Genomic DNA, 21985 nt, shown 5'->3' with positions numbered 1-21985 from the left:
TTATTAAGCAGCAAATTGCGTAACTTGCTATTCCTTTGGAAAATATCACCTTAGTCTTTATACGGTGAGGATAGGCAGAAGAGTAAAGCGTCCGCGCCAGGGATGGCGCGGCTCGAGCCTCCCGGGATGGATTGACGGCGTCTTTACGATCTGCCTGTTCTCACTGTATTAACACCCTATACGCAGGATAATCGGCTATCCATTACAATGTCCAAAACAGCACGGCCAATATCTGCGGCGACATTATTCGTAAGAACATCGCCAGTGGGTAAACCGTGGCATAAGAGAGCGCTGCCGCACCGCTGGTTGGGTGCAGGCCATTAGCAAATGCCAACGCCGGAGGATCGGTCATTGACCCGGCTAACATGCCGCACAGCGTCAGATAGTTCATCTTAGCTAACATGCGTGCCAGAATCCCCACAGTCAGCAACGGGATGCCGGTAATCATCGCGCCATAACCAATCCATGCCAGCCCATCACCATTAACCAGCGTATTAATAAAATCACCGCCGGACTTCAGCCCGACCACTGACAAGAACAGCACAATCCCCAGTTCACGCAAAGCCAGGTTGGCACTCGGTGGCATAAACCAATACAACTTACCGATGCTACCAATACGCCCAAGAATCAACGCCACCACCAGTGGCCCACCCGCCAGCCCGAGCCGTAATGCTGCCGGGAACCCAGGAATGAACAGCGGTATCGACCCCAGCAATACCCCCAGACCGACACCGATAAATACCGGTAACATCTGCACTTGTTGCAACTTCTGTTGCGCGTTACCCACGACAGCGGATACCGCCTCAATCGCTTCTGGGCGACCCACTAAATTAAGAATGTCACCGAATTGCAGACTGGCACTGTTACTGGCCACCAGTTCGATACCCGCACGATTAAGGCGCGTAATAGCCACGTCATACTTCTGCTTCAGATTGAGGTCACGGATTTTCTTACCTAACACCGCTTCGTTGGTGACTACCACCCTGGCGGTTTGCAACGCCGTCCCCGCAGTGGAAAGCGTAACGTCCACCTCTTCCCCCACCACCAGCCGCACTTTTTCTAAAGCTTCACGCTGACCAACCAAATGCAAATAGTCCCCCAGTTCAATCACCGTGGCGGGCAACGGTACCATCAGCAAATCACCACGTTTCAATCGGGAACAGACCACCTCATCACTATTGAGCAACGGCACATCCTGTACTGACAAACCATTCAGATTAGGGTTGCGCACCGCAACGTTCATGGTTTGCAACAATTCACGATTCTGCCCGTGGCTACTATCAAACTCTTTGGCCTCACGATCGACGTTGATTTTAAAGAATAAACGAATCAGCCACATCACCAGCAAAATGCCACAAATCCCAAATGGGTATGCCATGGCATAACCCATCCCCATTTGGCTAACCAACTGAGGTGGTGACCCCAAATCAGTAAGGATCTGCTGCGCCGCCCCGAGTGCCGGTGTATTAGTCACCGCCCCCGAAAATATCCCCAAAATAATCGGCAGCGGCACGGCAAACAGTTTGTGAATAATGGCAGTCACCAACCCACCGACAATCACCATCAGAATGGCAAAGCAGTTAAGTCGTAACCCCGATACTCGCAGTGAAGAGAAGAACCCCGGTCCGACTTGAATACCAATAGTGTAGACAAACAGAATCAGACCAAACTCCTGAATGAAGTGCAGCATGTCCCCATTAAGAACAACGTCATAGGTTTGTGCAAAATGGCCCACAATAATGCCGCCAAACAGCACCCCGCCAATACCTAATCCAACACCATAGACCTTCCAATTACCGATCCATAACCCCAATACAGCGACCAGCGCCAACATACTGACGGTAAGGGCGATAGCACTCATAAATCACTTCCTTGCCTAAGTTTAAAAACCGGTCGGCCATGTGAAATATCACCAATGTCATACATAGCCTTAAATTCTTATATCCTAAATAATTCGAGTTGCAGGAAGGCGGCAAGCGAGAGAACCCCGATGAGCTTACATGAGTAAGTGATTCGGGTGATTGAACGCAGCCAACGTACATGCAGCTTGAAGAATGACGGACATATAATTAGTAGGGATTCTGTCAGAAGGGGGAACGGTTGAATGTGTGATACACCACAAAATGCACCGGAGAGCGGGGAAACTCTCGGTTAGAAAACGCCGCTAACAAAGCGGCGGCGTTAAGTAAGAAGGGTATACCGGCACCTCACGCAGAGGTACCGGTCATCATAATTACTGCTGTTCAGTTTGCTCGGTTGCCGCCGGGCTATCTAATACTTGACGCTCCGCAGGTGCAGCATTGCCGATGGTAATACGCTGTGGTTGCAGCGCTTCTGGCACTTGGCGCAACAGATCAATATGCAGCAGGCCATTTTCAAACTGAGCATTATCTACATTCAGATGCTCAGCCAGAGTAAAGGTCAATGAGAACTCTTTACGTATCAAGCCTTGATGCAGGTATTCAACCTGTTTTTCTACTGGCGCGGGCTTACCGCGTACCGTCAGGCGTGGGCCTTCTACTTCGATATCCAGTTCGCTCTGCTTAAATCCGGCTAATGCCAGTGAGATGCGATAGTGGTTATCATCAGTTTTCTCAATGTTATATGGCGGGAACCCTTGGGCATCCTGACTGCCTTGCATTGAGCTGGCCAGTTTATCAAAACCAATCCACTGACGAAGTAAAGGTGACAAATCATAATTACGCATAAATATAACTCCTTCTAAGAAGCGAGATAATAGAAAGCCGGTCAGTCCCCGATTACGGCAGACTTGGCTCAGTTATTAATAATGTGACTTAGCCATATTATTGAAAAAACATATTAAGCTGATTGCTTAATTTCAATACGGCGCGGTTTTAAACTTTCTGGTACCAATCGCTCAAGATCGATATACAGTAAGCCATTCACTAAGTTGGCACCTTTAATTTTAATGTGCTCAGCCAACTGGAATTTCCGCTCGAAGTTACGCTCAGCGATACCTTGATATAAATAGGTGCGAGCTACAGGCTCACCAGCATGAGACCCTCGAACAATCAATATGTTATCCTGAGTAACAATTTCCAACTCCTGCTCTGCAAAGCCTGCCACAGCAATAGCAATGCGGTAGTTGTTTTCATCTACCAACTCGACGTTATAGGGAGGGTAACCGCCATTACTTTGGTTCTGGCCAGATTCTAATAGATTAAATAACCGGTCGAAACCGATAGCTGAACGATACAATGGAGCAAGCTCGGAATTACGCATAAAAACTGTCTCCTAAATATATTAGCAAGGGTGTTATCCTATTTTTAATTAAGCCTTCCACTATGGACAGACTAATGGTCTGAATACCCTATCGGCGTATTCTCTCTGACCTGATAATAAGATGGTATCGGTCTTGTTTTTTTCAAGAGTAAAATCAAAAAAAATTTACACGAAAAATCTCAATAGGATGTTTATTAAACTAATATTCGATAAATCAGCTGTTATAACTTACACTTAAGTTAAATCAGTCCACAAGATTGAATCTTTGACCATCGGAAGTGTCTGTAAATGGGTGTAACAATTTACGACAAAACCTGACATAGTGTCGTGTCAGTTAATCACGGTATCATGAGAGCTGAGTACAACAATGAGAAATACAGTTATCCCTTTTGTTACCGGTTGTTCTCTGCTGTTCGTTAGTGGCTGCTCAAGCATTATGACCCATACCAGCAGCAGTCAGGGCTACTACTCCGGCACTGAAGCCAATGTGGCGATGCTTAAAGATGACAATACCGGCTGGGCGCTACGGCCCCTGTTGGCAGTAGATCTGCCCTTCTCTGCGGTGATGGATACCCTGCTCCTACCCTACGATTATCTGCGCTCAGACAATGAAGACAAAATGGCCAGCTCACCGCGCGAGCGTATCCGCCAATCGGAAACACAAAATCAGCAACCGACACAAACTGTCAGTGCACCGATACAGTAATCACAGCTCGTGGCCTCTCCAGCCCCTGACCGTATTAGCTAAGGGGCCTAGCTTACATTCACAGTAAAGATTTGCACCCACCCATCTATTTCCCGCATAAATGCCACCTTATTACCGTCTGGTGCAAAAACCACCGCATCCGCCAGTGGCGCAACCGTACTGCGAGCCGTCAAACGGCGCAGTTGACCGGTGGTGCTATCACAGAGCATCACACTGTTATCACAGACAAAAGCCAAACTACCGCCCTGTGGATGCCAGCTAAATGCTGATTGAATCCCTCCCTCGCTGAATGTCAGTTGCCGTAGTGAGTCACCATTGGGGGAAACCAGCCATAATTGTACGATACCGCTATCATCTTTCATCAAACAAGCAATGGCACTGCCATCCGGCGATGAACGCAACCAATGACGCGGGCTGGTAGCAAGACCAGGGAAAGGCCGCTCGCTGGTGTAAGTTAGCCGCCGCTGAATCACCCCTGCGGGTGGCGCAGGTAGCGTGCTTTGCGTCCCCTCAAGTGGCATCGTTCCGGCACGGGCATACTCTCGGTCATGTTCGGGCAAATCAGCAATAAAGATTTCTGGGATTTTTTCGCCCTGTGCTGAAAGGGTGTCGCCGATAAAGGCCAATGCCCAACGCTGACGGGTACCGTCCGTTTTAAGATACCCCTGCGCACCAATCCACCCCTCCTCGTATGCCCGATTTATCTGGTCGCTGCCCGCTTGTGGTATGGGCGTGGTGTGACTGACCAAAACACAGAAATGGCTGCCATCATATTCACGAGGATGCTGTTTAGGTGGATTCACGCCATGCAGCGGCAGTGCAATACCCACGTTGCGACAATCCAATAACGGGTCTAATTCATGTAATACATGGTCGTTATAGGTGAAGCTAAGGCGGCTGCCGTCTGGGCTGAAAACATGGACATGGCTACCACCACGCAATGCCCCACGGGTATAGGGCGGGGTGATATCCATCGCATCCAGTGTTACCGCCAGCTCTCTATCCGGTTCGGACACAATCACACCGCGCCGATGATGAAAATCATAGTGCCAGTGGCTATCCGGGTGCTCTGGCCCGTGGATAAACACATAACGCGCGGGTGAGTCTGGGCTGACCGTCACCACACCAACATGCGCCCCCTGCTGAGCGCGATAAATCACCTCAATATCACCAGTAATACAATTAACCCGCTCAATCGTTAAGCCACTAAAAGTGCTACCATTGGGCCGCACATCATAGGCCAACCATTGGCTATCAGGGGTCCAGACATTGATATTAGTGAGTTGATGACCGCGAGGATCAAAGGTGAGTTGCTGTTCTTGTGAAGGGGCATCTTGCTGACAGGTCATCTTGGCTCCGGTGATACGGAAGGCTAAATCATTTATACGAATTATATCACCACCCGGTGCTCTGTCTCTGGTCAAATGCTCTGCATATCACCACTATCAGCGACATGCAGAGTCAGGGTTTATCCCACCCGTTCAACATCTCCGACCAGGAAGATATAAGAGAGTGCACCCATAAATGCCACTGCTGCGATATAAATCAGGGAAGGAGCAAAACCATAATCCTGTGCCAGATAACCGACCACCAGTGGAACCGTGATCCCCCCCAGCCCACCGACAAAGTTAAAGACGCCACCCGTCAGGCCAATCAACCGCACTGGTGCCAATGATGAAACCAGTGACCAGGTAATAGAAGCGAAGCCGTTACCGAAGAAAGCCAACCCCATTAACACCATAATCCAGAACGGATCGTTGGTATAGTTAGCCCCCATAATGCAGGTAGAAAGCAATAAACCGCAGATAATTGGTGTTTTACGGGCAAAGCCAATGGACTTGCCTTTGCGCACCATGCGATCGGCCACTAGCCCAGAGAGCAATACACCAAAGAAAGCCGCCAAAAACGGTACGGTGGTCATAAAACCGGCAGTCAACGCACTGATATGTTTCTCTTGGGTCAGATAGTTAGGGAACCAAGTCAGGAAGAACCACAGCGTCGAGGTTATGGCAAACTGCCCAATATAGACGCCAACCAGTTTGCGGTTAAATACCAGTTTCCACTCAGCAGCGGTGATGGGGGTTCGGGCTTTTTTCTCGCTCGCCGCATCACCATCAACAATACCGCCACCCGATTGAATGTAATCCAGTTCGGCCTGATTAATACCTTTGGATTTACGTGGTGGCTGATAAACAAAGTGCCATATCAATGCCCATATAACGCCGATCCCCCCAGTGATAATAAATACCCAGTGCCAACTGAGGACTTCCTGTACCCAAATAAGTAATGGAGTCAGAAATGCCAGGCCGACAAACTGACCTGAGGTATAAAAACCAACTGCCGAGGCTCGCTCCTGCTCTGGGAACCAACTGGTGACAATGCGGTTATTGGTTGGGAAAGCAGGCGCTTCAAATAAACCGGTAATCGCACGTAAACCAATTAGGGTGCCCAGCCCGTTCGCAAATCCCTGTAATAAGGTCGCGACTGACCACCCCAAAATAGCAATGAAATACGTCATTTTGGAGCCAACGCGATCGAGGAACCAGCCTCCGGGGATCTGGCATAAGGTATAGGTCCAGGCAAAAGCGGAGAAAATATAACCCATCTGGGTTTTGGTGATACCAAATTCTTCCTGAATATGGGCTGAAGCAACGGCAAGGTTGGCTCTATCAACATAACAAATGACAACCGTGACAAATATCATAAATAGTGTCAGATAGCGCCTTTTGCTTGGGGCAGTAGCTAAGGTCATTTCCATGGTAATGATCCCAATTATAATCGGATTAATATACGCCGAAGCTCCCTGCCCAAATTGCTGATAACACTGTCGCATTACCGTATTTTGGGCGCAAGGGAACTCCTGCGTGTAGGGTCGCAATAAATTGTTATTTAATATAATTTCTATTTTTCCACCCGAATTATTAACCGGAAGAAAATAGTTTTTTAACGGCTGATATACGCTTTATCTTTGTTAGGATTATTTCCCTGATAATTGTATTAGATAATTTATTAATTAATCGAACGAGGGCAACTTACCATTCGGCGACGGCACCATCAGGATAGCGCCAAACCGGATTTCTCCAATCAGGGGCATTCTTGCTGCGTTCAATCACTAATTCCTCATTGATTTCTACCCCTAAGCCGGGTTTCGTCAGTGGATAGAAATGACCATCGGTCATTTTGAAATCGTCTTTATTAATCACATAATCCAGCAGCTCAGCACCTTGGTTGTAATGAATCCCCATGCTTTGCTCCTGCAAGACTGCATTGCGGGCGACAAAATCAAGGTGCAAACAAGACGCCAATGCAATTGGCCCAAGTGGGCAATGTGGTGCTAATGCCACATCATAAGACTCTGCCATAGCGGCAATTTTAAAGCACTCAGTCAGGCCACCAGCATGAGATAAGTCAGGTTGAATAATTGCCAGCCCGCCATCGGCCAATACCCGTTTAAATTCAAAACGGGAGAACATCCGCTCGCCTGCTGCGATAGGAATATGGGTTTGTGCCGCCAGACGGGGATAATATTCTGCCTGTTCAGCTAATACGGGTTCTTCAATAAACAATGGGCGATAAGGTTCCAATTCTTTAATCAGGATTTTTGCCATTGGCGCATTAACCCGACCATGAAAATCTAAACCAAATTCAATACGGTTACCAAAGGCTTCACGAATTTGTGCTACGACCGCTACTGCGGCATCAACTTTACGGGCATTATCAATCAGGCCCATTTCCTCACAGCCATTGAGTTTAAACGTATCAAAACCAATCTCAGTAAGTTTATTAATACCGCTAATCACATCAGACGGACGATCACCGCCAACCCAACTGTAAGCTTTAATTTTATCGCGAACCAATCCACCCAATAATTGGTAAACCGGAACTCCCAACGCTTTACCTTTAATATCCCATAGCGCCTGATCGATGCCGGCAATAGCACTCATCAGAATAGGACCACCGCGATAGAAACTGCCGCGATATAATGTCTGCCAAATATCGTTGATACGCGCCGGGTCTTGCCCGATAACATATTCCGATAACTCATGTACCGCAGCTTCAACGCTACGAGCACGCCCTTCAATTACCGGTTCACCCCAACCAATAATGCCTTCATCGGTTTCGATTTTCAGAAACATCCAGCGTGGGGGTAAACGGTAAGTGGTTAGCTTGGTAATTTTCATTTTGTAGCATCCTTAAAGGCTTTAATAAACGCAGCCGCTTGTTGTGCGGTCTGAGATACCGATTGGCCTGCGCGGTAAAGGTCACCGCCCAAACCAGCACCAGCACAACCCGCAGCCAAATAAATAGACAAATTCTCAGGTGTAATCCCACCAACGGCAAACACCGGCACCTCAGGGGGCAATACGGCTTTTAATGCTTTGATATAGTCGGGACCAAAAGAGACCGAGGGGAAAATTTTCAGGGCTTTCGCGCCTGCATCCAGCGCCGTGAAAGCTTCAGATGCGGTGGCACACCCAGCGCAAACCGTCATGCCTAACTCAACAGCCCGACGGATCACCGCCGGTTGGGTGTTCGGCGTGACCACCAGCTTGCTGCCCATGCTATGCAACACATCCAGTTGCTCGGGTTTCAGTACCGTGCCCGCACCAATTAATGCACGATGACCAAATTCCGCGACCGTTTGCGCGATACTCACTTCCCATTGTGGGGAATTCAGCGGAATTTCAACCGCATCAAAGCCTGCATCAAGCAGAGCGGCCACATGGTCATGAACTTCCGCCGGTGTGATGCCGCGCAAAATGCCAATCAATGGCATGTTAGTATTCCATTTCATTTACAATACTCCTGATTCCCGCTTGAAAAGCCTGATCGCCATCCAACACCTGATAAAGCATCCCAGCCATCTCTAACCCTTGGGTATAGCGCTCAACCAGTTTAGGATTGCCAATCACCGTAATACACTCACCAGCAGCGAGCGGATATTGCTGCTGCATCTGCACGATTTCATTGCCAATCAGCAGGCCAGAAAGCCAGTCGCCGACCGATGTTCGCTTCAATCGACCCAACACATGGGCAGCACGCGTCTCAAACAGACAACGCATGATATTGCTGTCATTAAAGCTTTGCGTCAGGCCATCGATAAACGCAGTATTGTCCGGTAATTGAGCCTCCAGCCCTGCCCCCACCAATGAATTATTCAGCAGCAAATAGTGCAATTCACCTGTCATCAGAGTGCGGAAATCCATGACCTGATCACCCTGCATTTGCACCCATTTACTGTGAGTTCCCGGCATTAAATAGACTGATGAAGGCCGTTCGCTATACGCACCGATCAGTTGGGTTTCTTCACCACGCATCACGTTGCGGTTATCTGGCTTATCAACACATAAACCGGGGATAATCCATGCCCGAATTGGCTCAGCCTCCGCCACACAAGTTAATTGACGCGATACCTGCGTAAGACGGGTTGGGCAAGCAAGATAAGGCACTGAAATCCAACCGGCATTGCTACCAATCATGCCCGCCATCAGCACGGGCAAGTCATACTGTTGCTGCTGCTCACGCCACGGCGCGATAACCTGCTGAAATACCTGCTGCGCACTTTGCCCATTAAAGCGAGTGACCCCGACTTCTGAGCGCAACATATCTACACATTCACCACGTAAATAAAGCCAGGCACGCAGGTTGGTCGATCCCCAATCAATGGCGATATAGCTTTTATCCATAACTCTGCTCACTCATGTAATATCCTTTAGCCGTTTAGCGGAGCTGGCTATCATGGTTAACGCAGCCCGTTCTGCCGCATCAGCATCTTGATGGCGAATAGCGTCATAAAGATCCTGATGCTCTTGTAATGTGCGCGGCATGTTTTCTTCATCAGGCATGTAGGTTCGTTCAAACACCGCCCGTTGCAGAGAGCTGATTGCCACACTGAGTTGCTGTAATACCGGATTGTGTACCGACGCCAATACCGCCTCGTGATAGCGGATATCCGCTTCGTTAAATTCGTCTCTATCTTGATGATTGGCGATCATTTCATTGAGTGCCGTTTCAATCACCGCCAGCTCTTTCGAGGTTGCCCTTTCGGCAGCCCAGCGGGCGATAGTTGGCTCGACCAGATTACGCACTTCGCTCATCGCACTGATTAACCGTGGGTCATAATCACTGGCCAGCGCCCATTGCAGTACATCGGTATCGAGATAATTCCACTGATTACGTGGCCGGACAAAAGCCCCACGAAAGCGTTTCACTTCAATCAATCGCTTTGCCATCAGCGCCCGAAAAACCTCACGAATCATGTTACGAGAGGTTTGAAATTCCTCACAAATTTCCGCTTCGGCAGGCAACGGTGAGCCCGGTGGATATTTGCCTTCAACAATCTGCTGACCAATAACCAAAATAATGCGGTCTGTTTTACTGAGTTGTTCTTTTGTCATGTTCGCTCCGGTTATTTCAGGTTAACCAATAATGATTCCCTTACTTTACGCATCTCTTGATTAACCGTCCCCACAACGCCGCACAATTTTCAAACTTTGTCATTCAACACAAACAGATTGTAGAGCTATACTTTATTTTTGTACTACAATTTGGATCGCAAAATAAGCAATCCATCACAAAATGAATGAAAAAAACGGCATAACCCCTGTGCATTTAGAAATAAAAGTCTAATATGGATTTTTAATTCCAAATAAAATGACCTATGCTTAATCGATACCAGCCCATTGCCGATGCAATCGCCACCCTTTTCTCTCCCTATGCAGAAGTCGTCATTCATGACTTAACCAGCCAAAAATTGGTTTATATCGCCAACAACTATTCACAGCGGGAATTAGGGGAAGACTCCAATCTCAGTGAGTTGCGATTTGATCAGCACTCACAGGTGATCGGGCCTTACCAAAAGCGTAATTGGGATGGCCGTCAACTGCGTTCCATCAGCACGGTATTACGTGATGACAATAGGCAGCCAATTGGATTGTTATGTATCAATCTGGATATCACCGTATTTGAAAGTGCCAAAGCAGCACTGGAGCTATTCCTGTCAGGGCAACAACTACAGCCACAACCGGATGTGCTGTTTCAGGATGATTGGCAGGAACGCATCAACACTTATATCCATCATTGGTTACAGCAGCAGCAGCTCACGCTAGCAGCTTTGAATAATGCTAGCCGCCGGATGCTCATTGAGACCCTCTATCAACAGGGCGCATTCAACGGTAAGAATGCAGCCGGTTACGTGGCAAAAATCCTCGGCATTGGTCGGGCGACTGTTTATAACCATTTGAAAAATATAAAAACCAGCTAAAGGATTTTAAGGAACCGTCATGAATACATTATTCGATGCCATTAAAGAAGCTCATCAGGTATTACGCCCACAAGTGAGAGTGACGCCGCTGGAATATAGCCCATTGCTATCGCAGCACAGTGGCTGCGAAATCTATCTTAAGTGCGAGCATCTGCAACATACCGGTTCTTTTAAATTTCGTGGAGCCAGTAACAAGTTGCGTTTGTTGACCGATGAACAGCGCCAGAACGGCGTTATTACTGCCTCGACCGGTAACCACGGGCAAGCTATGGCGCTAGCGGGGAAACTGGCAGGAGTGAAAGCCACCATATATGCGCCAGAGCAAGCGGCAGCTATCAAGCTGGAAGTTATTCGCGCACTGGGCGGCCATATTGAACTGGTAGCAGGAGATGCTTTAAATGCCGAACTGGCTGCGAGTATCGCCGCAGAGCAGCAGGGCAAAGTCTATATCTCTCCTTATAACGACCCGCAAGTGATTGCCGGGCAAGGTACCTGTGGCATGGAGATGGTGGAACAGCAACCAGACCTTGATGCTGTGTTTATTGCCGTTGGCGGTGGTGGCCTGATTTCTGGTATTGCGACAGTTTTAAAGAAATTATCGGATAAAACACAGGTGATTGGTTGCTGGCCGGCGAATGCCACCAGCATGTATACCTGCCTGCAAAATGGCCAAATTCAGGAAGTGGCAGAGCAGGAAACCCTGTCTGACGGTACCGCCGGAGGTGTTGAACCCGGAGCCATCACCTTCGCACTTTGCCAACAGTTGATCGATCAGAAAGTCCTGGTGAGTGAGCAGGAAATCAAAGATGCCATGCGCTTGATTGCCCACACAGACCGTTGGATGATTGAAGGTGCTGCTGGTGTGGCATTAGCGGCAGCGTTGAAACTGGCACCACGTTGGCAAGGTAAGAAAGTGGCAGTGGTACTGTGCGGTAAAAATATCGTACTGGAAAAATATCTGGGAGCCATCGCTGAATGCTAATTTTGAGTAAGCAACAAATTCTTGACAAGTTCGATGCAGATGCCATCACCTTGCTGCTCAAAGAGGGCTTTATTGCATATAGCCAGCAGCAAGTGCAAATGCCCCCAGTGCAACATTTGCTGTTTGGGCAAGCCAACGGTGATTGCTGTATTAAAAGTGGGTATTTGCAGGGTGACAGTCAGTTTGTGGTAAAGGTTTCCGGCGGTTTCTATGATAATCCCGCGCAAGGATTGGCCAGTAATCAAGGGCTGATGATGGCCTTTTCCGCCCTTACTGGCGAGCCACAAGCTATCTTGCTCGATGAGGGGTGGCTAACTGCGCTGCGTACTGCGCTGGCCGGGCGAATTGCCGCCGAGCTTTGCGCACCAAAACATATCAGTGCTATTGGTATCATCGGTACCGGTATGCAGGCACGGCTACATCTGATGTACCTAAAAAGTGTGGTGGCATGCCGTCAGCTATGGGTTTGGGGTCGCAGTGAAACGGCATTAGAGGAGTATCGGCAGTATGCTGAAGATGAAGGTTTCGAGGTTAATACTACACTGAATGCCGCAAAGTTAGCCCGTCAATGCCAGTTGATTATCACCACCACACCGAGCAGAGAACCTATCTTGCAAGCGGCGGATATTCAGCCAGGAACCCATATTACGGCGGTCGGTGCAGATAGTGCAGGTAAACATGAGCTATCCCCTGAACTGGTAGCTAAAGCCGATAAAATCTTGCTGGACTCATGGGCGCAATGCTCAGAATTTGGTGAGATTTCGCAGGCATTCCAGCAAGGGCTATTAGCAACTCACACCTTAACTGAGGTGGGTTCAGTTTTAGCGCAAGGTATCTCTTTTAGAGATAATGACCAACAGATCACTCTGGCGGATTTAACCGGATTAGGGATTCAGGATGTGCAAATAGTGAAAGGGATTCTAGGGTGATAAAAGAGAGGGTAGGCTTTTAGATTTTCTCTGTTGACCTTGAGCGCAATCAGGAATATTGCCGACAAAGTTTACAGGCCGAATGAGCCGCATGGACGCGGCGAAAGGTGCTGTCGAGCTGGGAGCGAGTCAGCACCGGTTCGATTAGCCGGTAAGCTGCCGGAGGGTATGGCGAAGCCACAATATTTCGCGCAAGCGCAGGTGCAGGAGGGCCGGCCAGCCCTCTTGCTTGGTTGAGGCATAACGGTCGGCAATAGCAACAAATTGAATATCAACCGAAACCTGATCCGAGCAGCAAATTAATGAGCTACTGCATCAGTTAAATATCAAAGTACAAATTTCTCTATCGCTACCGCCACACCGTCTTCACTGTTGGTGCACGTGACAAACTGCGCTATCTCTTTCAATTCAGGGATAGCATTCCCCATTGCAACACCGACACCAGCATAGTTAACCATCGCAATATCATTACCCTGATCACCCAAAGCCATCACATTTTCCTGCGCAATGCCTAAGTGATCTGCCAGCATTTTCACCCCAGTCCCCTTATCCACTCGCTTACTCAGGATTTCCAGATAAAACGGTGCACTCTTCATGATAGTGAAACGCTCAAAAGCTTCGGCTGGCATCATCGCTAAGGCACGATCCAGTTTTTCTGGCTCGTCAATCATCATCACTTTAGGAAAGCGTAATGTTGGGTCCATCTCTTCGATTGCACGATATTTCAATGGAATACCGGTCAATAACACTTCATGTAGGGTGTATTTGCTGATGTCTTTGTTCGCGGTATATAAGGTATCAAAATCAAAAGCCTGGAAGCTAACATCCATTTTGCGCGATAAAGCCTCGAAATAGAGGTAATCCTCAAAACTGATAGTTTCCTGCAAAATACACTCACCCGTGGCGGCTTTTTGCACTAATGCACCGTTATTGCTGATGCAATAATCACCACTGTTTTGCATATTTAATTCACGTAAATAACGTTGGACCCCAATATAGGGCCGACCCGTGGCCAATACCACACAGACCCCTTTAGCCCGGGCAGCATCAATAGCCTGCTTTACCCGTGGAGTGATTTCGTGCTGCGGATCCAGTAACGTGCCGTCCATATCGATAGCGATCAGTTCAATAGCCATAGGTCCTCACATTTATTTAACTAATGCCTCATGCTAACGCGATTCAGCGCTCAAATGCTAGTGAATGGGGTATGAGAGCCAATGGAATAAAAGCGTACGCGCGAGAAATCAATCAGGTAACGACGCATATACAGTCCCGACTTGGACTGGCACTGCAACTGGCATCAGCACAATTTCCCGCCATATATCTTGTATTGGGGTGACAGATTTCTTTGCGTAAACCGGATGTACGAATGATGCGTTTTTTATCCTCAATTAGCATGATCACCCAGGCCCGTCGCTGCCTGCCGCAAGAAGTGGAACGATGACATCACTGAACGGTGTTGGAATATTATGCGCACGCCCGCACCGTTGCACCACGCCGTTACGAATATCCCATTCCAGCGGACGATTCGCCTGACGGTCGGCAAGGATCGAAGTACCTAAATCAGCCGGGGCGCGATGAAAGCCATCCACAATCTCCTGCGGCACGTCATCACTTAGTTTTGCGCCTTCAGCTCGCGCGATGGTGAGGCATTCCCGCAGATAAGCGAGTGCCAACTCGGTGATGTCGGGACGTGTGTACATGCCAGCACGGCGATTCGCCAGTACCATCAACCCCGCCACCGCGTTCTGGAGCAGCTTGCGCCAGGCGATAGAGGTGAAATCAGCCGCCAGCTCGACTAAGCAACGGGTGCCACTTAGCGCGGTGAGCACCAAATTCGCCGGCGGAGAATCCGGCAAGGTAAGACGTGGTTTAGCACGCAGCCATACAGAAGCATCCGGTTCACGCTGTGCGGGGAACCACACTACTGAAGGCAGAACGGTGGCGCCACATACGTAAGGCGCAAGTTGGCTCATCTGCTCAACACCATTTTGCAGTGCGCACACCACGGTATTCTCATTGCATAAAGTCGCCAGCCATGGCGCTGCCGCGTCAACCTGAGTCGATTTTACAGCAACAAAAACCAGATCGACCGGCCGGGTAATCGCTGCGGGATGGATCTGCACTGGTCCGGGTACAATAATCTGGCCGCCGTCATAGCGTAGCTCTAGCTGCGAATGCGCAGTTCGACCGCAAAGTACCGGTGTACGTCCCACCTCATGCAGTACTGCTGCGATGGTGGTGCCAATAGCGCCCGGACCAATAAGCGCAATGGTTGGATTCAAAGACATCTTTCATTCTCCTGATTATCCTATGCTGTCCTGCGGCAACCTGATTGGGATATTCCATGCCCCCCAACCGTTACCTAATGAGGATCGAACCGATAGCAATTACGGTGCACGCCACCACTTTTCTGATGGACAGCGATTTGCCAAGAAATACACAACCTATCACCACGGCAAACAGCACGCTAGCTTCACGCAAAACTGACATCGCCCCATTGGCACATCCGACATAGCGTAAACCTGGTTTGCTGCTCTTGAGTTGATTTTGAATGTCATAACCCGATGAATTCTCAATGGGGTGCAAATAGGCAAAAAAAAGCCCAGAGGCAGCTTACTGCCCTGGGCTTTTCTATCCGATCAATCGCTTATCGGATTAAATATCGATATTGGCTGCGCGTAACGCATTCTCTTCGATAAAGGCACGACGAGGCTCAACCGCATCACCCATCAGGGTGGTGAATAACTGATCCGCTGCAACGGCATCTTTCACCATCACTCGCAGCATACGGCGGCTGGTTGGGTCCATGGTGGTTTCCCACAACTGCTCTGGGTTCATTTCACCCAAGCCTTTATAGCGCTGAATTGCCAAGCCACGGCGAGACTCTTTCACTAACCAGTCCAGCGCATCTTCAAAGCTTGAAACCGGAACTCGGCGTTCGCCACGTTCAACAAATGCGCCTTCTTCAATTAAGCCACGCAGTTTTTCGCCCAGTAGGCAGATCTTGCGATACTCACCGCCGTGGACAAAATCAAAGTCCAGATCATAATCGGTATCTACACCGTGGGTACGGATACGCAATATTGGCTCGAACAATTGACGCTCACGGTTTTCGCGCACCACAGAACTGTAGCTGCTGCCGTGCTGCTCTTTTTCATTCAGTAACACCACCAGTGAATCAATCCACTGTGTCACCACTGCTTTATCGCTCAAATCCTCTTCTTTCAAGGTTGGCTGATAAATCAGGTTATTCAGCAAAGCACGCGGATAACGGCGCTCCATACGAGCAATGGTCTTCTGAACGCTATAATGCTCAGCAACCAGTTTCTCAAAATGCTCGCCCACTAGCGGTGGTGCCTCAGGATTGACGTGCAATGCAGCGCCATCCAGTGCCAGTGTCATCTGATACTGTTCCATCGCATCATCATCTTTGATGTATTGCTCTTGTTTGCCTTTTTTCACTTTATACAGTGGCGGCTGAGCGATAAACACATGGCCACGCTCAATAATTTCCGGCATCTGACGGTAGAAGAAGGTCAATAGCAACGTGCGGATGTGAGAACCATCCACGTCGGCATCGGTCATGATAATGATATTGTGGTAGCGCAGTTTGTCAGGGTTATATTCATCCCGGCCAATACCACAACCCAATGCAGTAATCAGCGTTGCGACTTCCTGCGAAGAAAGCATTTTGTCAAAGCGCGCTTTCTCAACGTTCAGGATTTTACCTTTCAACGGCAAAATGGCCTGATTCTTACGGTTACGGCCTTGTTTCGCAGAGCCGCCCGCAGAGTCCCCTTCCACTAAGTAGAGTTCGGACAACGCGGGGTCACGTTCCTGACAATCTGCCAGTTTGCCTGGCAAACCTGCCAGGTCCAGCGCGCCTTTACGGCGTGTCATTTCACGCGCTTTACGCGCGGCTTCGCGCGCGCGGGCAGCATCGATAATTTTGCCAACCACGATTTTGGCGTCGGTTGGGTTTTCCAGCAAATACTCAACCAACTTCTCGTTCATCAGCGTTTCGACCGCAGTTTTCACTTCAGAAGAAACCAATTTATCTTTAGTCTGTGAGGAGAATTTAGGGTCCGGCACTTTAACAGAAACAACAGCAATCAGGCCTTCACGGGCATCATCACCAGTGGCGCTGATTTTCGCTTTCTTGCTGTAGCCTTCTTTGTCCATATAGCTGTTCAGCGTACGGGTCATCGCCGTGCGGAAGCCCACCAAGTGAGTACCACCATCGCGCTGCGGAATGTTATTGGTGAAGCAGTAGATATTTTCTTGGAAACCATCATTCCACTGCAATGCCACTTCCACACCGATATCATCTTTCATGGTGGAGAAATAGAACACTTTCGGGTGGATCGGGTTTTTGTTTTTGCTCAGATACTCAACAAACGCCCGAATACCCCCTTCATAATGGAAGTGGTCTTCTCTGTCGTTACGTTTGTCTTTCAGTTTGATTGATACACCGGAGTTCAGGAACGACAGCTCGCGCAGGCGTTTAGCCAGAATTTCATACTGGAATTCGATGTTATTGGTGAAGGTCTGGAAACTTGGCCAGAAACGCACGGTCGTCCCGGTCAGATCGGTTTCACCCACCATTTTCAGCGGTGCCTGAGGCACGCCCATTTTGTAGGTTTGCTCGTGAACTTTGCCATCACGGCGAATGACCAGTTCCAGCTTTTCAGACAGGGCGTTAACAACGGACACGCCCACGCCGTGCAAACCGCCGGAAACTTTGTAAGAGTTATCGTCAAATTTACCGCCAGCATGCAACACGGTCATGATGACCTCTGCGGCTGATACCCCTTCCTCTTCGTGCATACCGGTTGGGATACCACGGCCATCATCCTGCACAGAAACAGAGTTATCCGAATGGATGGTGACTATAATTTCTTTACAGTGGCCAGCGAGGGCTTCGTCGATAGCGTTGTCCACAACCTCGAATACCATGTGGTGCAGACCGGTACCGTCATCAGTATCACCGATATACATGCCCGGACGCTTACGAACCGCATCCAGCCCTTTTAATACCTTGATACTTGAGGAGTCATAAGTATTCGACATCAACGTTTCTCGCTCATTTTTAATCCTGTGGTTGAACCTCTATTTTGCCATGTTCCACGCGGAACATCTTGCCCTTTTCGCCTACCATGTCGGCAACTTGCTCAGCACTCACTGCGCTGACAAAAACCTGTGCCTGGGTAGCCTTGAGACGCTCGGCCAATAATCGACGACGGCCGGTGTCCAATTCGGAAGCAAAATCGTCAAGCAGATACAGGCAACGCCGCCCGCTCTGTCGGGTGAGAAACTCACCCTGCGCTAACCGCAGTGCGCACATCAGCAACTTCAACTGACCACGCGATAGCAAATCTTCTACCGGCGTACCCTCGGCCCGAATGCGGAAATCCGCTTTATGTGGCCCGATGGCGGTATAAGTTAGCGCGCGGTCACGCTCAAACTGGCGTTCCAGCAACTCACCATAGTCACTCTCTTTATCCCAGCCGCGCTGGAAAGAGAAACTCAAGGCAAACTCTGGCAGGAACAGGGCGCATGTGGCTGAAATATCTGCCGCAATTGCATCACTGTATGCCGCCCGCCACTCACTAATGCGTTCAGCCAGTGGGATAATTTCCTGATCCCAAGGCCGGATTTGCGCATAGCGACTAACCTGGCGCAGCGCGGCGTTGCGCTGCTTAAGTAATCTTTTTAGATTGCTCCAGGCCGTAAAAAAACCGGGTTCATTATGAAAGCAACCCCAGTCTAAAAAAGCGCGCCGGAATTTTGGCCCGCCATTCAATAAGGTGAACCCCTCAGGGGTGATCAATTGCATGGGCAGCATTTGCGCCAATTCGGCCACTTTGTGGCCGTCAGTGCCATCGATCCGCACCTTGCTATCACCCTGCCGGCTTTTACTTAGCCCAATAGATGATTCACGTTCATTCACATCAACCCGGCCATGTAACACAAACTCGGCACAGTCGTGACGGATCACTCTGCCTGCTTGTAAACTACGAAAAGCCCTACCATGGCCAAGGGTATAAATCGCTTCTAACACACTGGTTTTACCGCTACCGTTGGGGCCAACTAAAAAATTAAACCCCGCTGCCAGCGCCAAGTCTGCCGATTCGATATTACGAAAATCTTTAATTAACAACCGTGTCAGAGCCATGCTGCAAATGTCTTCATTATTGAACATCAAACCATCAAGGGCGTTATCGCATTACCTCTGAAAGAGGGCGTAATTGTCGCAGACAGATTGGGTGCGGACAGCGCACAACCACCGGAGCGTACTTAATGTACGTGAGGATGGTGAGCACTGCCCAATCCCAAGCTGGCAAGTAAGATAGCCCGCTATAGTTCAAAGACGCATTGGCATGACAACATAGGCCGCAGCCTGACTAGCACCGTCTTCAATCTGCACACTGGAGACCGAATCGGTCAATAACAGGCGCACATCTTCGCATTTCAGTGCATTCAGCACATCAAGTACATAGCTGACGTTGAAACCGATCTCCATTTCCGTTCCCTCGTAGCTAACATCGAGGATTTCTTCCGCCTCTTCCTGTTCAGGGTTATTGGCGGTGATTTTGAGCTGATTGTGACTGACATAGAGCCGAACGCCGCGGAACTTCTCATTTGACAAAATTGCTGCTCGGGCAAAAGCCTGTTTCAGCAAGTCACAACCCGCTTCTAGCGTTTTGTCAGGGTTCTTCGGCAATACCCGGCGATAATCAGGGAAACGGCCATCAACCAGCTTAGAGGTGAAAATAAAATCCCCCACATGCGCGCGGATGTTGTTGCTGCCGATTTGCAGGCGCAGTGGTGTATCACCCCCATCCAATAACCTGACCAGCTCCATCACACCTTTACGCGGCACGATCACCGAATGTGAAGGTAATGTCTGCCCGATTGGCATGGAACATACCGCCAAACGGTGGCCATCGGTCGCCACAGTGCGCAGCTCTTCACCTTCAGTCTCAAACAGCATACCGTTCAAGTAATAGCGCACATCCTGATGAGCCATCGAGAACTGAGTGGACTCAATCAGACGTTTCAGTGTGGCTTGCGGTAAGGTGAACTCCACCTCACTCTGCCAATCATCCAGATTAGGGAAGTCCGCCGCGGGCAGGGTAGACAGCGAGAAGCGGCTACGGCCAGAGCGCACCAGTAGACGATCACCATCCAGCGCCACCGTGATTTCTGCCCCTTCTGGCAAACCGCGCCAGATATCAAAAAACTTCCGGGCCGGTACGGTGGTTGCTCCCTGGGTATGGGGATTAGACAGCGCCACGCGCGCGACCATCTCCATTTCCAGATCGGTCCCCGTCAGCAACAAAGAGCCTTCGGTCACTTGCAACAACAAGTTACCTAAAATTGGCAACGTAGGACGTCCACCCAGCGGGCTACTGACCTGTTGCAGCGGTTTTAGCAGATGCTCACGTTCAATGATAAATTTCATAGCGCTAGGAGGATAATGTTCTGATTAAGTTAGAGAAATCTTCTTTGATGTCGTGGCTTTCTTCACGCAATTGCTCAATCTTGCGGCAAGCATGCAACACCGTGGTATGGTCGCGGCCACCAAACGCATCGCCGATTTCAGGCAGGCTGTGGTTGGTTAACTCTTTTGCCAGCGCCATCGCCATTTGGCGCGGGCGGGCCACCGAACGAGAACGCCGTTTGGAGAGCAGGTCAGCGACCTTAATTTTATAATATTCTGCGACAGTCTTTTGAATATTATCGATGGTAACCAGCTTTTCCTGCAATGCCAGCAAGTCACGCAGAGCTTCGCGCACGAAATCAATGGTGATTGCCCGACCGGTAAAGTTGGCATTAGCTATCACACGGTTCAATGCCCCTTCCAGCTCACGCACATTGGAACGCAGACGCTTGGCAATAAAGAACGCAACCTCACCGGGCAAGCGAATATCATTTTCATCCGCTTTCTTCATCAGGATCGCGACTCGGGTTTCTAGTTCCGGCGGCTCAATGGCAACCGTTAAACCCCAGCCAAAACGCGATTTCAAACGATCTTCGACGCCATTGATCTCTTTTGGATAGCGATCTGAGGTCAAAATGATCTGCTGATTACCTTCCAACAAGGCATTAAAGGTGTGGAAAAACTCTTCCTGGGAACGCTCTTTATTGGCAAAGAACTGAATATCATCGATTAATAATGCATCAACGGAACGATAATAGCGTTTAAATTCTTCTATCGCGTTGTTCTGCAAGGCCTTAACCATGTCCTGCACAAAACGCTCCGAATGCATGTAAACCACTTTGGCATTGGCTTTACGCGCCATGATGCCATTCCCTACTGCATGTAACAGGTGAGTCTTACCCAAACCTGTACCGCCATAGAGGAATAACGGGTTATATGCGCCACCCGGATTATCAGCAACCTGACGTGCCGCAGCACGAGCCAGTTGGTTGGATTTACCTTCAACGAAGTTATCAAATGTGTGCTTCGGGTTCACATTCGAACGGTAAGAATGTTCAGGTTGAGCGGGCGAACTGTCCCAACTCGGGCGTACAGGGGCGCTGCGGGTAACCGGAGCGACAGGTGCACTAACACTGGCGGTTACTGGATGGCTGTGTGTTCTTACCGCCGGTTTACTCCCTACTTCAAAACGCAGTAAAGGAACCTCGGAACCACAAAAGTCATTAAGTAAGCCATTGATATTGTTTAAGTACTTATCACGGACCCAGTCCAGTACAAAACGATTAGGGGCGTAAAGCGCCAGAGTATTGTCACTCAGTTCCGCCTGTAGGGGGCGTATCCACATACTAAATTCTGTGGCAGGTAACTCATCCTGCAATCGGGCAAGACACTGCTGCCAAAGCGAAAGTGACAC

At 49.3% G+C, this 21985-nt stretch carries 19 protein-coding genes; 4 read left to right on the top strand and 15 right to left on the bottom strand.

Translation table 11 applies throughout. The features are described from left to right. Nucleotides 1-202 precede the first annotated feature (202 nt). From ACWJJO_RS00095 to ibpA, 3 genes are all read right to left on the bottom strand, one after another. The gene (locus tag ACWJJO_RS00095) at nt 203-1861 is read right to left on the bottom strand and encodes a putative transporter (protein WP_083161504.1); all 1659 of its coding nucleotides are present in this window, start codon (nt 1859-1861) and stop codon (nt 203-205) included. A 372-nt stretch (nt 1862-2233) separates the two neighbouring features. Beyond that, a complete protein-coding gene (ibpB, locus tag ACWJJO_RS00090) occupies nt 2234-2707 on the bottom strand; it encodes a small heat shock chaperone IbpB (protein ID WP_083161508.1) in 474 nt (157 codons plus the stop codon). A 113-nt stretch (nt 2708-2820) separates the two neighbouring features. Next, nucleotides 2821-3243 carry a small heat shock chaperone IbpA gene (ibpA, locus tag ACWJJO_RS00085; protein WP_083161510.1) on the bottom strand — a complete coding sequence of 141 codons (423 nt, stop codon included), beginning with the start codon at nt 3241-3243 and terminating at the stop codon, nt 2821-2823. Nucleotides 3244-3610: 367 nt separating this feature from the next. Here ibpA and ACWJJO_RS00080 point away from each other — a divergent pair, with 367 nt between their 5' ends. Next, entirely contained in the window at nt 3611-3949 is a 339-nt protein-coding gene (locus ACWJJO_RS00080) for a YceK/YidQ family lipoprotein (RefSeq protein ID WP_083161512.1), read from the top strand. A gap of 47 nt (nt 3950-3996) precedes the next feature. On the opposite strand, the gene ACWJJO_RS00075 is transcribed toward ACWJJO_RS00080, so the two are convergent. From ACWJJO_RS00075 to dgoR, 6 genes are all read right to left on the bottom strand, one after another. After that, nucleotides 3997-5298 carry a YidR family protein gene (locus ACWJJO_RS00075; RefSeq protein WP_481090495.1) on the bottom strand — a complete coding sequence of 434 codons (1302 nt, stop codon included), beginning with the start codon at nt 5296-5298 and terminating at the stop codon, nt 3997-3999. 119 nt (nt 5299-5417) lie between these two features. Beyond that, nucleotides 5418-6707, bottom strand: a complete 1290-nt coding sequence (locus ACWJJO_RS00070; protein ID WP_102970574.1) for an MFS transporter — start codon at nt 6705-6707, stop codon at nt 5418-5420. Between the two features lie 274 nt (nt 6708-6981). Continuing rightward, nucleotides 6982-8130, bottom strand: a complete 1149-nt coding sequence (dgoD, locus tag ACWJJO_RS00065; RefSeq protein ID WP_083161516.1) for a galactonate dehydratase — start codon at nt 8128-8130, stop codon at nt 6982-6984. Then, complete coding sequence (locus tag ACWJJO_RS00060) at nt 8127-8744, bottom strand: 2-dehydro-3-deoxy-6-phosphogalactonate aldolase (protein ID WP_481090494.1); 618 nt, start codon at nt 8742-8744, stop codon at nt 8127-8129. Before ACWJJO_RS00060 ends, dgoD begins: the two co-directional genes overlap by 4 nt. Next, nucleotides 8728-9636, bottom strand: a complete 909-nt coding sequence (locus ACWJJO_RS00055; RefSeq protein WP_481090493.1) for a 2-dehydro-3-deoxygalactonokinase — start codon at nt 9634-9636, stop codon at nt 8728-8730. Before ACWJJO_RS00055 ends, ACWJJO_RS00060 begins: the two co-directional genes overlap by 17 nt. Before the next feature lie 12 nt (nt 9637-9648). Next, complete coding sequence (gene dgoR / locus ACWJJO_RS00050; RefSeq protein ID WP_083161520.1) at nt 9649-10347, bottom strand: D-galactonate utilization transcriptional regulator DgoR; 699 nt, start codon at nt 10345-10347, stop codon at nt 9649-9651. Nucleotides 10348-10610: 263 nt separating this feature from the next. On the opposite strand from dgoR, the gene ACWJJO_RS00045 reads away from it, so the two are divergent. The 3 genes from ACWJJO_RS00045 to ACWJJO_RS00035 are packed head-to-tail and all read left to right on the top strand — an operon-like array spanning nt 10611 to nt 13124. Next, entirely contained in the window at nt 10611-11213 is a 603-nt protein-coding gene (locus ACWJJO_RS00045; protein WP_083161522.1) for a helix-turn-helix transcriptional regulator, read from the top strand. A 19-nt stretch (nt 11214-11232) separates the two neighbouring features. After that, a complete protein-coding gene (locus tag ACWJJO_RS00040; protein ID WP_083161524.1) occupies nt 11233-12195 on the top strand; it encodes a threonine/serine dehydratase in 963 nt (320 codons plus the stop codon). Continuing rightward, complete coding sequence (locus tag ACWJJO_RS00035; protein WP_372568428.1) at nt 12189-13124, top strand: ornithine cyclodeaminase family protein; 936 nt, start codon at nt 12189-12191, stop codon at nt 13122-13124. The genes ACWJJO_RS00040 and ACWJJO_RS00035 overlap by 7 nt, the downstream gene beginning before the upstream one ends. Before the next feature lie 326 nt (nt 13125-13450). Here the strand turns inward: ACWJJO_RS00035 and yidA are convergent, their stop codons facing one another. The 6 genes from yidA to dnaA all read right to left on the bottom strand — a co-directional run. Next, nucleotides 13451-14260 carry a sugar-phosphatase gene (yidA, locus tag ACWJJO_RS00030; RefSeq protein WP_420072749.1) on the bottom strand — a complete coding sequence of 270 codons (810 nt, stop codon included), beginning with the start codon at nt 14258-14260 and terminating at the stop codon, nt 13451-13453. A gap of 264 nt (nt 14261-14524) precedes the next feature. Continuing rightward, complete coding sequence (locus ACWJJO_RS00025; protein WP_372568427.1) at nt 14525-15415, bottom strand: oxidoreductase; 891 nt, start codon at nt 15413-15415, stop codon at nt 14525-14527. Nucleotides 15416-15782: 367 nt separating this feature from the next. Continuing rightward, the gene (gyrB, locus tag ACWJJO_RS00020; protein ID WP_083161534.1) at nt 15783-18197 is read right to left on the bottom strand and encodes a DNA topoisomerase (ATP-hydrolyzing) subunit B; all 2415 of its coding nucleotides are present in this window, start codon (nt 18195-18197) and stop codon (nt 15783-15785) included. Between the two features lie 19 nt (nt 18198-18216). Beyond that, nucleotides 18217-19302: a DNA replication/repair protein RecF gene (gene recF, locus ACWJJO_RS00015; RefSeq protein ID WP_372560198.1), complete on the bottom strand. Its 1086-nt coding sequence runs from the start codon at nt 19300-19302 to the stop codon at nt 18217-18219. Between the two features lie 189 nt (nt 19303-19491). Next, a complete protein-coding gene (gene dnaN / locus ACWJJO_RS00010) occupies nt 19492-20592 on the bottom strand; it encodes a DNA polymerase III subunit beta (protein WP_005186756.1) in 1101 nt (366 codons plus the stop codon). A 4-nt stretch (nt 20593-20596) separates the two neighbouring features. After that, the coding region (dnaA, locus tag ACWJJO_RS00005; RefSeq protein WP_372568425.1) for a chromosomal replication initiator protein DnaA at nt 20597-21985 on the bottom strand (1389 nt) is incomplete at its 5' end.

The sequence above is a fragment of the Yersinia antarctica genome (genome assembly GCF_056636475.1).
This window is presented reverse-complemented; position numbering and strand designations above follow the sequence as displayed.

What these genes read in the sequence shown, in the direction of transcription:
- ACWJJO_RS00025 (WP_372568427.1), bottom strand. Translation starts at nt 15,415, where the DNA reads ATGTCTTTGAATCCAACCATTGCGCTTATTGGTCCGGGCGCTATTGGC.
- dnaN (WP_005186756.1), bottom strand. Translation starts at nt 20,592, where the DNA reads ATGAAATTTATCATTGAACGTGAGCATCTGCTAAAACCGCTGCAACAG.
- gyrB (WP_083161534.1), bottom strand. Translation starts at nt 18,197, where the DNA reads ATGTCGAATACTTATGACTCCTCAAGTATCAAGGTATTAAAAGGGCTG.
- ACWJJO_RS00080 (WP_083161512.1), top strand. Translation starts at nt 3,611, where the DNA reads ATGAGAAATACAGTTATCCCTTTTGTTACCGGTTGTTCTCTGCTGTTC.
- ACWJJO_RS00035 (WP_372568428.1), top strand. Translation starts at nt 12,189, where the DNA reads ATGCTAATTTTGAGTAAGCAACAAATTCTTGACAAGTTCGATGCAGAT.
- ibpB (WP_083161508.1), bottom strand. Translation starts at nt 2,707, where the DNA reads ATGCGTAATTATGATTTGTCACCTTTACTTCGTCAGTGGATTGGTTTT.
- ACWJJO_RS00045 (WP_083161522.1), top strand. Translation starts at nt 10,611, where the DNA reads ATGCTTAATCGATACCAGCCCATTGCCGATGCAATCGCCACCCTTTTC.
- recF (WP_372560198.1), bottom strand. Translation starts at nt 19,302, where the DNA reads ATGGCTCTGACACGGTTGTTAATTAAAGATTTTCGTAATATCGAATCG.
- ibpA (WP_083161510.1), bottom strand. Translation starts at nt 3,243, where the DNA reads ATGCGTAATTCCGAGCTTGCTCCATTGTATCGTTCAGCTATCGGTTTC.
- dgoR (WP_083161520.1), bottom strand. Translation starts at nt 10,347, where the DNA reads ATGACAAAAGAACAACTCAGTAAAACAGACCGCATTATTTTGGTTATT.
- ACWJJO_RS00075 (WP_481090495.1), bottom strand. Translation starts at nt 5,298, where the DNA reads ATGACCTGTCAGCAAGATGCCCCTTCACAAGAACAGCAACTCACCTTT.
- ACWJJO_RS00095 (WP_083161504.1), bottom strand. Translation starts at nt 1,861, where the DNA reads ATGAGTGCTATCGCCCTTACCGTCAGTATGTTGGCGCTGGTCGCTGTA.
- dgoD (WP_083161516.1), bottom strand. Translation starts at nt 8,130, where the DNA reads ATGAAAATTACCAAGCTAACCACTTACCGTTTACCCCCACGCTGGATG.
- yidA (WP_420072749.1), bottom strand. Translation starts at nt 14,260, where the DNA reads ATGGCTATTGAACTGATCGCTATCGATATGGACGGCACGTTACTGGAT.
- ACWJJO_RS00060 (WP_481090494.1), bottom strand. Translation starts at nt 8,744, where the DNA reads ATGAAATGGAATACTAACATGCCATTGATTGGCATTTTGCGCGGCATC.
- ACWJJO_RS00070 (WP_102970574.1), bottom strand. Translation starts at nt 6,707, where the DNA reads ATGGAAATGACCTTAGCTACTGCCCCAAGCAAAAGGCGCTATCTGACA.
- ACWJJO_RS00055 (WP_481090493.1), bottom strand. Translation starts at nt 9,636, where the DNA reads ATGGATAAAAGCTATATCGCCATTGATTGGGGATCGACCAACCTGCGT.
- ACWJJO_RS00040 (WP_083161524.1), top strand. Translation starts at nt 11,233, where the DNA reads ATGAATACATTATTCGATGCCATTAAAGAAGCTCATCAGGTATTACGC.